We start from the raw sequence: 12,501 nt of genomic DNA, 5'->3' as shown, positions 1-12,501 counted from the left end.
CGACGCACGGAGAACGCACCCGCCCTCACCGCTCGCGCGCGCCGCGCCTGAGCACCTGGGTCACCGGTTCGAGCATGTACTGCAGCGGTGTGCGCTCGTCGCCCGTGATGTAGATCTCGGCCGGCATCCCGGCCTGCAGCTTCAGGTCGCCGGCCGCGGCCAGCGACTCGGGCGTGGCCTCGATCAGCGCGGTGTAGTAGGGAATGCCGGTCGCGCGGTCCACCAGCCGGTCGGCCGAGACGTACACCACCTTGCCCCGCACGAGCTGGGTGGTGCGGTACTTGAACGCGGTGAAGCGAATTTCGGCCGCCTGGCCCTTCTGCACGCGATTGACGTCTTCGGTGCGGATGCGCGCCTCGGTCAGCAGTCGCGTGTCGTCCGGCACGATGTCGGCGATCGTTTCGCGCGGCGGCACCACGGCGCCCGGCGACGAGTACTTGAGGTCGATCACCTCGCCGGTCGCGGGTGCCGTGATGACCTGCCGCGAGGACGCATCGCTCGACTTGCGCAGTTCCTGCTCGATCTCGCTGAGGCGTGCGGATGTCACCTTCAGTTGGTCGCTGGCCTGCTGGCGGTAGTCGCCTTCGAGCGTGCCGATGCGCAGGTCGGTGTCGATCAGGCGCTGCTCGGCGCGCGCCAGGTCCGAGCGGCGCTCCTCGAGCTTCACGCCATAGTCGGCGACGGTGCCCTCGATCTGCGCGATGCGCGTGCTCGAGACGAAGCCGTCCTTGAGCAGCCGGCGGTTGGTCTCGAGCTCGGTGCGCTGGAAGCCGATCGACTCGGTGGCCTTCCCGATCTGCGCGCGCAGCGCCGCCATCTCCTGCTGGACGCGGGCGCGCTGGCTGCGCAGCAACGCCACCTGGCCCTGCAGCGCCTGCCGCCGCGTCGCGAACAGGCCCAGCTCCTTGTCCAGCAGCTCGGCCAGGCGCGGGTCGGTGCGCGCGGCCTCGGTCACCTCGGGCGAGAAGCGCACGGCGATGGCGGACGCGAGTTCGGCGTCGAGGCGCGACAGGCTCGCGCGCTCGGCCATCACGCGGTAGTTGAGCCGGTTCAGGTCGGCCGCGACCGCGACGTCGCCAAGCACCAGCAGCGGCTGGCCCTTCTGCACGCGCTCGCCGTCGCGCACGTACACCTCGCGCACCAGGCCGCCTTCGGAATGCTGCACCGGGCGGCGATTCAGGTCGACTTTCACGTAGGCCGGTGCGACCACCGCCGAGGCCAGCGGCGCCAGCGTGGTCCAGGCCGCCACCGGCAGCAGGCCGCCGAGCAGCACGATCGCGCCCCAGCGCACCAGACGTGCCGCCTCGGTGCGGTGGCCGAGCAGCGCATCGTTGGCGGCATTCATGACGAGCGGCGTGTTCATGCGCGGACTCCCGAGGTGGCGGGCCGCGGCATCGCTACCACCTGGGCCCCCGTGGCCTGCGGCGTGGGCCGCAGGGCCTGCATCACCTCGGCCAGCGGGCCGTAGTGCCTGGCGCGACCGGCCTCGAGCACCAGTGCCTTGTCGACGTGCTGCATCAGCGTCGAGCGGTGGGTGACCACCACCACGGTAACGCTGCCGTGCAGCGCTTTCAGCGCGTCGGCCAGCGCGAGTTCGCCGGCGCCGTCGAGGTTCGAGTTGGGCTCGTCGAGGATGACCAGCTTCGGGTCGCCGTACAGCGCCCGCGCGAACGCGATGCGCTGGCGCTGGCCCGGCGACAGGACCGCGCCGGACGGCTCGATCATCGTCTCGTAGCCCTGCGGCAGCGCCAGGATCATCTCGTGCACGCCGGCACGCTGCGCGGCGCGCACCACCTTGTCGGCGTCGACCTCGCCGAGGCGGGCGATGTTCTGGGCCACCGTCCCGGCCAACAGCTCGACGCTCTGCGGCACATAGCCCAGCCAGGGGCCGATCTCCTCGCGCGGCCACTGGGCCAGGTCGACGTGATCGAGCCGGACCACGCCCGCGCTCGGGCGCCAGACCCCCGTGAGCAATCGCACCAGGGTCGACTTGCCGGCGCCACTCGCACCCACGATGGCCAAGGCCTCGCCGGGCGCCAGGCTCAGCGACACCCCGGCCAAGACCACCTCGTCGGACGGCGTGCGGAACACCACCCCGTCGGCGGTCAACTGGCCGCTGGGTGGCGGCAGCGGCATGCGCGCGGGCATCGGCGGCGCGCCGTCGAGCAGTTCGCGCAGGTGCGCGAGCGCCAAGCGGCCTTCAGCCAGCACGCGCCAGCTGCCGACCACCTGTTCGACTGGCGCGAGTGCACGGCCGAGCAGGATCGTGGTCGCGACCATCACGCCGGGTGAGGCCTCGCCGGTGATCACCAGGTAGGCCCCCAGCGCCTGCATGAGCACCTGCACCGCCTGCCGCACCATGCGCGTGGTCGCAGCCATCGCGACCGAGCGCTTCGCGGTCGGGCCCTGCAGCTCGGCCACGGCGCCGTTGAGCCGGCGCCAGCGGTCGAGCAGCGCATCGGCCATGCCGAGCGACTGCACCACTTCGGCGTTCTGCATGGTGTTCTCGAGCCAGCGCATGGCTTCGCCGGCCTGCTTCTGCACGCCCTCGATGCCGCGCCGCGTGATCCTGTCGTTCAGCACGGCGATCACGAGCATCAGGATCGCGGACGCGAGCGCTGCCATGCCAAGCAGCGGGTGCGCGAGCCAGATCACCGCCACGTAGACGATCACCCATGGCGCATCGAACACCGCCAGCAGGCCCTGCGCCGAGAACAGGTTGCGCAGCGCGGCCACGTCGCGCAGGCCTTCGCGGTGCATGCGCGAGGACCGTTCGGCAGCGCGCGCCAGCATGATCTTTGCGATGGTCGGCGACAGCGCATCCGACACCATGCTGCCCGCGACGCCCTGCAGGCGGCTGCGCAGGTAGTCGAGCGCCAGCGTCAACACCAGCGCGATGCCCACGCCGAGCAGCAGCATCAGCAGCGTGTCGTGGCTCTGGCTCGTGAGCACGCGGTCGAACAGCTGCAGCATGAACAGCGCCGGCGCGAGCAGCAGCAGGTTGACGAAGAAGGAGAAGGCCGCTACCCAGAGCAGCGGGCCTTTCAAGGCCTGGAGGCTTCGATCAAATCGCATATCAGATGCCCGGCGGCAGGAGGGTCGTGAAATCCGTGTGGTCGAGCGTGCCGGTCAGGCCGCCCAGGTTGGCGAACAGCACCTTGGCGCCGGCACCCGTTCCGTCGGCGTCGTAGAACAGGTTGCCCGTCGCGGTGTCGTAGAGGATGAAGTCATTCGCATCCGCTGCGTTGCCGCCCGCGCTGGCCCGGAATTCACCGCTGTCGAGGCCTGCCGTGGCGCCGCTCGTGACCTTCGCGAAGATCACCGGGTCGAGCGCAATGCGGTCGGTCGCATTGGCCTCGAAACCGAAGATCCGGTCGACGTTGGTGCTCGCGTTGAGCGCAGTGTTGAAGACGAAGGTGTCGGCGTTGCCGTCGCCCGCGGCCGTGACGTTGCCATAGAGCTGGTCGTTGCCGACCCCGCCCACGATCACGTCGTTGCCGGTGCCGCCGCGGATCGTGTCGCTGCCGGCGCCACCGCGGAGCATGTCGTTGCCCGCGCCGCCATTGATCTGGTCGGCGCCCTGCGTACCGGTGATGTTGTTGGCCGCGCCGTCGCCGTTGATCGCGCCGCCGTTGAGCAAGGCCAGCGCCGACAGGTTCAGCGCCGTGGTCCCCGTCACCCCGAGCGTGAAGCCGCGCATGTCGAGCGTCTCGACGCCGCTCATCGTGAAGCCGGCGCTGCCGAGGTTCACGTTGCCGGTGAAGACCAGTGTGTCGTTGCCCGCACCGCCGGTGATGATGTCGCCGGTCAGGTCGTTGCCATCGACCAGTATGCTGTCGTTGTCGTCGCCGCCGACCAGCGTGTCGGCACCCGCACCGCCGTCGAGCGTGTCGGCACCGGCATTGCCCTCGAGGCGGTCGTCGCCGCCACCGCCCGTGAGCGTGTTGCGGCCCGCGTTGCCGGTGAGCACGTTGGCCAGCGCGTTGCCGGTGCCATCGATGTTTGCGCTGCCGGTCAGCACCAGGTTCTCGACGTTCGCATCGAGCGCATGCGACACGCTCGACTGCACGGTGTCGCTTCCTTCGCCGGCACGCTCGACCACGCGGTCCAATGCCGAGTCGACGACGTAGGTGTCGTCGCCGGTGCCGCCGTACAGGGTGTCGAAGCCGCTGCCGCCGTCGAGGCGGTCGTTGCCGGTGCCGCCCACGAGCTGGTCATTGCCCGCGGCGCCGTTGAGCGTGTCGTTGCCGGCCAGGCCGTAGATCACGTTGTTGGCGCTGGTGCCGTTGAGCGTCTCGCCATTGGCCGTGCCGACGTTGTCGCCGGACGCTGCCTTGATGTCGAGCGCGAACACATCGCTGACCGTGGCGCCGGTCCGGTCGCGTGCGGTCAGGCGCACCTGCAGCGCGCCCATGTCCTCCACGCCCGGGATGCCGACGAACCAGTTGACGCCCGGAACGAACTCGAGCCAGTCGGGCAGTGGCGAGCCGTCGGCCAGCGTCGCGCTGAGGGCGAGCGTGTCGGCGTCCGGGTCGCTGAAGGTCGACCCGGGCACCGCGAACAGGAACGGTGTCGCACGCAGGTAGGCGCGGTCGGGCAGGGGCGTGGCGACCACCGGCGGCTGGTTGCCCGCCGGCGGCGCCACGGCCACCGTGACGGTCGCGGCGTTGCTGGTGGTCGTGCCGTCGGTGGCCCGGTAGCTGAAGCTCGCGTTGCCGGTGGTGCCGGTGGTCGGCGTGAAGGTGACGGTGCCGTTGGCGTTGAGCACCGCGGTGCCGCCGCTGCCCGAGGTCACGCTGGCGATCGACAGCGTGGTGTTGTCGACATCGGTGTCGTTGCCGAGCAGCTGCGCCGCCGTGTAGACCACGGGCTGGTTCCTGGTGGCGCCGAGGCTGTCGTTGTTGGCCACCGGCGCGTCGTTGACCGGCGTGATGTCGAGCGTTGCGCTGCCGGCCGCCGCGAGGCTGCCGTCGCTCACCGTGTAGCTGAAGCTCACGGCCGTGCTGTCGTTGGGCGCCGGGGTGTAGCTCCAGGTGCCGTTGCCGTTGTTGACGAGCGTGCCGCCGCCGCTGCCGATGGCCAGGTTCGAGGCGGCCAGCGGGTTGCTTTCGAGGTCGGTCGCGTTCGTGAGCAGCTGCGCCTGCGTGATGAGGTGCGCGCCGCTGTCTTCGGCGATCGGCGCCAGCGTGACTGGCGTCGTGGTCGGTGCGTCGTTCACCGGCGCCACGTTGACCGTCACGGCGGCCGGACCGCTGGTCGCGCTGCCGTCGCTCACCGTGTAGCTGAAGTTCGCGGCGCCGTTGAAGTTGGCGGTCGGCGTGAACGTCACCGTGCCGTTGGCGTTGCGGACCACCGTGCCGCCGGTGCCGGCGCTGACCGAGGCGACCGTCAGGGTCGTGCTGTCGACGTCGGTGTCGTTGCCGAGCAGTTGCGCGGCGGTGTAGGTGACCGCCTGGTCTTCCGTCGCCGACAAGGTGTCGGTCACGGCAACCGGCGCATCGTTGACCGGCGTGATGTCGAGCGTCGCGCTGCCGGCGACGCTCAGGCCGCCGTCACTGACGGTGTAGCTGAAACTCACTGCCGTGTCGTCGTTGAGCGCGGGCGTGTAGTTCCAGGTGCCGTTGCCGTTGCTGACCAGGGCGCCAGCGCCCGTGGCGATCGAGAGGTTCGTCGCGACGAGGCTGTCGCCGTCGGGGTCGCTCGCGTTGGCGAGCAACTGGGCTTGCGTGATGAGGCGCACGCCGCTGTCTTCGGCGATCGGGGCGAGCGTGACGGGTGTGGTGGTCGGTGCGTCGTCGACGGCGCCGACGTTGACGGTTACGGTCGCTGCGTTGCTCGTGGCCGTGCCGTCGGTCGTCGTGTAGCCGAAGGTCGCCGGACCGTTGAAGTTGGCTGTCGGCGTGAAGGTCACCGTTCCATTGGCGTTGAGAACGACGCTGCCGCCGGTGCCTGGGGTGACTGATGCGATCGTGAGTGCCGGGCCATCGACGTCGCTGTCGTTGCCGAGCAGTTGCGCGGCGGTGTAGGTGACCGGCTGGTTCTCGGTGGCGGACAAGGTGTCGGCCGTGGCAACCGGCGCATCGTTGACCGGCGTGATGTCCAGCGTTGCGCTGCCGGCAACGCTCAGGCTTCCGTCGCTCACGGTGTAGCTGAAGCTCACCGCCGTATCGTCGTTGAGCGCGGGCGTGTAGCTCCAGGTGCCGTTGCCGTTGTTGACCAGGGCGCCGGTGCCCGTGACGATCGCGAGGTTGGTCGCGACCAATGCGTCCCCGTCCTGGTCGGTGGCGTTGGCGAGGAGCTGGCTTTGCGTGATGAGACGGGCGCCGCTGTCTTCGGCGATCGGCGCCAAGGTGACCGGAGTCGTCGTCGGTGTGTCGTTCACGGCGCCGACGTTGACGGTCACGGTCGCGAAGTTGCTGCCGAGAAGGCCATCGGTGATCGCATAGCCGAAGCTGGCGACGCCATTGAAGCCCGCGTCCGGCGTGAAGATCAGCGTGCCGTTGCTGGCAGACACCAGCGTCCCGCCGGCGACTTGCGAAGTGCCCGCTATCGCCAGGTTGGTGCTGTCGACATCGATGTCGTTGCCCAGCAGTTGCGCTGCGGTGATGGTGATCGGCTGGTTCTCGCTGGTCGTGAAGACGTCGTCGTTGGCGACGGGGGCGTCGTTGACGGGCGTGATGTCGAGCGTCGCGCTGCCCGCTGCCGTGAGGCTGCCGTCGCCGACCGTGTAGCTGAAGCTCACGGCGGTGTCGTCGTTGAGCGCGGGGGTGTAGCTCCAGGTGCCATTGCCGTTGTTCACGAGGGCGCCGTTGCCGGTGGCGATCGTCAGGTTTGTCGCGACGAGGCTGTCGCCGTCGATGTCGGTCGCGTTCGCGAGCAGCTGCGCCTGGGTGATGAGGCGGGCGCCACTGTCTTCGGCGATGGAGGCGAGCGTGACCGGCGTGGTGGTCGGTGCGTCGTTGACGGCACCGACGTTGACGGTCACGTTGGCTGCGTTGCTCGTGGCCGTGCCATCGGTGGCTGTGTAGCTGAAGCTGGCAGCGCCGTTGTAGTTGGCGGTTGGCGTGAAGGTCACGGTGCCGTTGGCGTTGAGCACCGCCGTGCCGCCCGCGCCCGAAGTGACCGAGGCGATCGACAGCGTGGTGTTGTCGATGTCGGTGTCGTTGCCCAGTAGCTGCGCGGCGGTGTAGGTGACGGGCTGGTTTTCGGTGGCGGAGAGCGCGTCAGGGACAGCGAGCGGCGCGTCGTTGACGGGGGTGATGTCAAGTGTCGCGCTGCCGGCGACGCTCAGGCTGCCGTCGCTGACGGTGTAGCTGAAACTCACTGCCGTGTCGTCGTTGAGAGCGGGCGTGTAGCTCCAGGTGCCGTTGCTGTTGCTGACCAGGGCGCCAGAGCCCGTGGCGATCGAGAGGTTCGTCGCGACGAGGCTGTCGCCGTCGAGGTCGCTCGCGTCGGCGAGCAACTGGGCTTGCGTGATGAGACGGGCGCCGCTGTCTTCGGCGATGGCGGCGAGCGTGACCGGCGTGGTGGTCGGCGCATCGTTGACGGCACCGACGTTGACCGTCACGTTGGCTGCGTTGCTCGCGGTCGTGCCATCGGTGGCCGTGTAGGTGAAGCTGGCAGCGCCGTTGTAGTTGGCGGTCGGCGTGAAGGTGACCGTGCCGTTGCCGTTGAGCACCACTGTGCCGCCCGTGCCCGAAGTGACCGAGGCGATCGACAGCGTGGTGCTGTCGATGTCGGTGTCGTTGCCCAGCAGCTGCGCGGCGGTGTAGGTGACGGGCTGGTTCTCGGTTGCGGCGAGCGTGTCGGCCACGGCGACGGGCGCGTCGTTCTGCGCAATGACATCGAACTGAGCCAATGCCGGGGCACTCGATGCCAGTCCATCCGTGACCACGTATTGGAAGCTCGCGGTGCCGAAGAAATCCGGATCGGGCGTAAAGGTGACCTGGCCGCCAGCGCCCAGGACGACGGTCCCTCCGACGCCGGAAGTCACCGAAGCAACGTTCAGCGGATCGAAATCGGCGTCTGCTGCATTGACCAGGAGTTCGGCTGGGGTGATGAGGCGCGGTCCCCCGTCTTCGGACATGGCTGGGAGCGTCACGGTGGACGCGGTGGGCGCATCGTTGACCGGGTTCACCAACACCTCCACCTGGCCGGGGACGGCGCTGGTGGAGAGTCCATCGGTGATGGTGTACGAAAAGCCGGCACTCGAACCACTGAGGTTGGGCGTGGGCGTGAACGTGATCGAACCGTTGGCGTCGAGAACGACCGTGCCGCCATAGGCGTCACCGACCGATGCGATCGTCAAGGGGCCGCCGGTCTCGTCGTCGGTGTCGTTCGCCAGCAGTTGGCTGGCATTGATCGTGAGGGCCTGGTCCTCATTGGTGCTGACGGTATCGGCGTTGGCTCGCGGCGGATCGTTGACCGGCGTGATGTCCAAGGTCGCGCTGCCTGCGGTGCTGAGGCCACCGTCGCTCACCGTGTAGCTGAAGCTGACGGCCGTGTTGTCGTTGGGCGCTGGCGTGTAGTTCCAGGTGCCATTGCCATTGTTGACCAGGGTGCCCGACCCTGAGGCAATGGCCAGGTTGCTCGCGACCAGGCTGTCGCCGTCGGCGTCGCTGGCGTTCGCGAGCAACTGCGCCTGGGTGATCAATCGGATGCCGCTGTCTTCGGCAATCGGAGCCAGCGAGACAGGCGTTGTCGAGGGCGCATAGGTCGGCAGCGTCAGGTCGAGCGTCGGTGCGTACGGTATGTAGAACGGACCGACCGGCCCCCCCATCGATTGCGTGGCCGTGTTGATGTCGGTGACGCGCACGGTTCCGCTTTCCGTGCCGTCGGTAATCCACAGTTCGCGGCCTGCGTCGTAGTCCGTGGCCGCGAAAAGCACACGCCCGTCACCGAGGACGCGGACGAGCGTCGGGTTGGAGTAGCCATTGGGATAGATGTCCTTGAGCATCACCGTGCCGGCGGCCGTGCCATCCGTCACCCAGAGCTCGGTGCCGCTCGTGAAGCTGCCGATGGCCGCAAACAGAAACCGGCCGTCGGCAAGCTGGGCCATCGGGCTGGACGGATTGAAACTGTCCGCGCCAGCGAAGCTGTCCTTGACCAGTGTCGTGCCCGACGTGGTGCCGTCCGTTACCCAGAGTTCACGGCCTTGGGTGGCCGTTGTCGCGACCAGCAGCACCCGACCGCTGGGCAGCGTCCCGAAGTAGGCAAGTGCACTGCTCGCGCTGCCGGTGTTGATGTCCTTCACCAACTGCGTGCCTGCCGCAGTGCCATCGGTCACCCACAGTTCGCTGTCGTTCCCGCTCTGCACCGCGCGCAACAGGATGCGGCCGTCCGGCAAGGTCGCGAGGCCGATCGGCGACGAACTGCCGCTGCCGACATTGATGTCCTTCACGAGGCTCGTGCCGGCGCTGGTGCCGTTGGTGATCCACAGCTCCAGGCCATTCGTCGTCGTCTGCCCGGCGAACAGCAGGCGTCCATCCGGCAGCGTCAGTTTGGAAAACGTGCTGTCGAGGCTCGCCGCGACAGAAGCGATCACCGTGGTTCCCGCGCTCGTCCCGTCGCTCGACCACAGCTGTGGCGCGCCAGCGACCGGCACGGCGCTGAAAATGACCTTGCCGTTGCCGAAGGTGTAGCCCAGAGTCGGCGTCGAGCTCGGAGCGCCGGGCGTCAGATCCTTGAGGAGCACGGTGCCCGCCGACGTTCCGTCGGTAATCCAGAGCTCTTGACCAACCGTTCCGTTGTCTGCATTGAAGAGCACGCGCCCGTCGCCGAGAGTGCCGACAATGGCACTCGTGGCGGCGGACGATGCGGACCCGGGGTTGATGTCCTTCAGCACGGACGTGCCGGCCGCCGTTCCGTCACTCACCCAGATCTCGCGTCCGAGCGTCGCGCTGCTCGCATAGAAAAGCGCCTTGCCGGACGCCAGCACCTTCAGCAACACGATGTTCGAGCCACCGCTCCCCGAGAAGATGTCGGCGAGTTGCGTCGTTCCTGCCGCGGTTCCGTCGGTCACCCAGAGTTCCTGGCCGCTCGCAGGATCCGCGGCGGTCAGGAGCACGCGCCCGTTGCCGAGTTGTGCGATCGGCGCTGCAGAAGACCCGGCCATCCCCGGTGCAATGTCCTTCACCAGCAGCGTACCGGCCGCCGAGCCGTCGGAGATCCACAGCTCCTGGCCCAGCGTGTTGGTCGTGGCCGAGAACATCACGCGGCCGTCGGCGAGTGCGAAGGGAGAACTCGGGCTGGACTGCAGCGTGGCCGTGGCGATGTCCTTGACAAGCATCGTTCCAGCGGGCGTGCCGTCTGTGACCCATGGCTCGTAGCCATGCGTGGCGTCTTGCGCCCAGAAGAGCGCACGACCGTCGGCGAGCAGCGTCGCCTGGTTGTTCGCCCCGCTGACGGTGCCGGAGTAGATGTCTTTCACGAGCACTGTGCCGGCTGTGGTGCCGTCAGTGATCCAGAGCTCGGCGCCCGTCGCGGCGGTGCTTGCGATGAACAGGACCCTGCCGTCGCCCAGCGCGATCAGCCCGATGGGATTCGAACTGCCCGTTCCCGGATCGATGTCCTTGAGCAGAACGGTGCCTGCAGCGGTGCCGTCGGTGACCCAGAGTTCGGCGCCCGTTGTCCCGTTGTTCGCCGAGAGCAAGACGCGGCCGTCGGCCAAGGTGCCCATCGACAGCGGCGATGGAAACGACGAGGCCGTGCCTGGGTTGATGTCTTTGAGAAGCACCGTGCCGGCGGCGGTGCCATCGGTGGTCCACAGCTCATAGCCGTTGCTTGCGGTGGTTGCGGCCAGCAGCACGCGGCCATTGCTCAACGTGGCGATGTGGGCAGGATTCGACGAATTGGTGCCGGGATTGATGTCCTTCAAAAGAGTCGTGCCAGTCGGTGTGCCGTCCGTGATCCACAACTCGCGCTCTGCGCCGGTGGTGATGGCGGAGAAGAGGACTTTGCCGTTCGGCAGCGCTGCCAGGTAGTTGGGCGAACTGCCGGTGGCACCCGGATAGATGTCTCCGAGCATCACGGTTCCGGCGGTGGTGCCATCGGTGATCCAGAGTTCGTTTGCGGTTCCTGTCGCCGCGCCTCTGAAGAGGATGCGGCCGTCTCCCATCGGACCCACCGCTTCAAACTGGGCACCAGTGGTGCTGTTCGCGAACCCGTCCTTCAGCAGTGCTGTCCCGGCGTTGGTGCCATCCGTGATCCAGAGCTGTTGCGATTGCCCCGAAGCGGTCGCACCGAACACGACCCTCCCGTCGCCCAGCTTGCCGACGTATAGCGGGGAGGAACCCGCCCCGTTCGGGAAGATGTCTTTGACCAGCGTGGTGCCCGGGGTTGTGCCGTCGGTCACCCAGAGTTCCAGACCGCTGGCGCTGTACGCCGTCATCAAGACACGACCATCGCCCAGCGTTCCGAAGTAGGTGGGGTGAGTGGCAGTGTTTGACCAGATGTCTTTGAGAAGGACCGTGCCCGCTTCGGTGCCATCCGTGATCCAAAGATTCAAATTGGTGCCTTGCGCGTTGTCTCCCGCTTGGAAGATCACCTTGCCATTGGGCAAGGTCGCGATAAGTTGCTGGGCGCCGCTGAAAGCGCCGGGCGCAATGTCCTTCAGCATTCGCGTGCCCGCGGCGGTGCCGTCACTGATCCAGGGCTCGAAACCGTGGTAGCCGTCGTCTGCGAGAAAGATCTTGACGACCTTCGGCGCGGCGAGTTGGCCTGCGTAGCCGACGCCATCGTGCGCCAGCGTGTTCACGTCGCCAACTGCGGCCTCGAGCACCCAATCCCCGCCCAGCGCCGCCGCACCCGTCGCGTCGGTCGACGCCGCCACGTCCGCTCCGGTCGCCAGCGCGATCTGCGCGATCAGTGCCTGGCCTGCCGTGCCGTCCGCGACGCCGCAGCCGTAGAGCAGGATGTCGGCCCCTGCGGCCAGTTGCTGGCCCAGCGCCGCCAGCGCCGGTACGTAGGCGCCGAAGGTGGATGCGGTCAGCACGCCGCTGCCCAGGTACACCGCGCCTGGTGCCCCATGGCTGAACACGTCGATCGCGTCAAACCCACCGCCGCGTTCGGCCAGCGCCTCGGCGATCTGGGTCCAGCCGTCGTGATCGGGCTGGATCAGCACCACCTCCACGCCTGCATCGAGCGACGCGATCAGGGCCTGGTAGTCGGGAACGGAAACGTCGACAAATGCGATGCGCTGGGACTGGCTCATGACAGGTTGCCTTCAAAGGTGGAAAGAGGAGGAAAGAAGAATGAAAGGGCGCTGCGACTGCCGGTCCGGGCCGGGCGTCGTCTGCGATGTCGGGTGATGCGTGGAGCACGGGATCGAAATCAAGTGGAGCCCGGGTCAGGTGGCCGGTGCGCTGGGTTGCCGCGCGAGGGCGCTCCGATCGCTTGCGTTGGAAGTAATTGGAAAGTAGTACTGGCGTAGGAGAGCACGACACATTTTGTAAAGATTTGCTCTTGTGCCGGTATCCCCTGAATTCGGGTTGACTTTTTGCC

The 12,501-nt window shown here is 68.0% G+C and carries 3 protein-coding genes; all 3 read right to left on the bottom strand.

Translation table 11 applies throughout. From position 1 onward, the window contains the following. Nucleotides 1–25: 25 nt before the first annotated feature. Genes WKW82_RS15200 through WKW82_RS15190 form a run of 3 tightly spaced genes read right to left on the bottom strand, consistent with a single transcriptional unit; the run spans nucleotide 26 to nucleotide 12,211 of the window. Nucleotides 26–1,363, bottom strand: coding sequence for an HlyD family type I secretion periplasmic adaptor subunit (locus tag WKW82_RS15200; RefSeq protein ID WP_340343133.1), 1,338 nt, complete (start codon nucleotides 1,361–1,363; stop codon nucleotides 26–28). After that, nucleotides 1,360–3,075, bottom strand: a complete 1,716-nt coding sequence (locus tag WKW82_RS15195) for a type I secretion system permease/ATPase (RefSeq protein ID WP_340343132.1) — start codon at nucleotides 3,073–3,075, stop codon at nucleotides 1,360–1,362. Before WKW82_RS15195 ends, WKW82_RS15200 begins: the two co-directional genes overlap by 4 nt. 1 nt (nucleotide 3,076) lies before the next feature. Beyond that, a complete protein-coding gene (locus WKW82_RS15190) occupies nucleotides 3,077–12,211 on the bottom strand; it encodes a cadherin-like domain-containing protein (RefSeq protein ID WP_340343131.1) in 9,135 nt (3,044 codons plus the stop codon). Nucleotides 12,212–12,501: the final 290 nt, after the last annotated feature.

This window comes from Variovorax rhizosphaerae (assembly GCF_037889975.1).
Classification (GTDB): domain Bacteria; phylum Pseudomonadota; class Gammaproteobacteria; order Burkholderiales; family Burkholderiaceae_C; genus Variovorax; species Variovorax rhizosphaerae.
The sequence above is the reverse complement of the archived record's forward strand: the minus strand, read 5'-3'. Positions and strand labels throughout refer to the sequence as shown.

Excerpts from the sequence above, each read along its gene's own strand:
- WKW82_RS15200 (WP_340343133.1), bottom strand. The coding sequence starts at position 1,363 with ATGAACACGCCGCTCGTCATGAATGCCGCCAACGATGCGCTGCTCGGC.
- WKW82_RS15195 (WP_340343132.1), bottom strand. The coding sequence starts at position 3,075 with ATGCGATTTGATCGAAGCCTCCAGGCCTTGAAAGGCCCGCTGCTCTGG.
- WKW82_RS15190 (WP_340343131.1), bottom strand. The coding sequence starts at position 12,211 with ATGAGCCAGTCCCAGCGCATCGCATTTGTCGACGTTTCCGTTCCCGAC.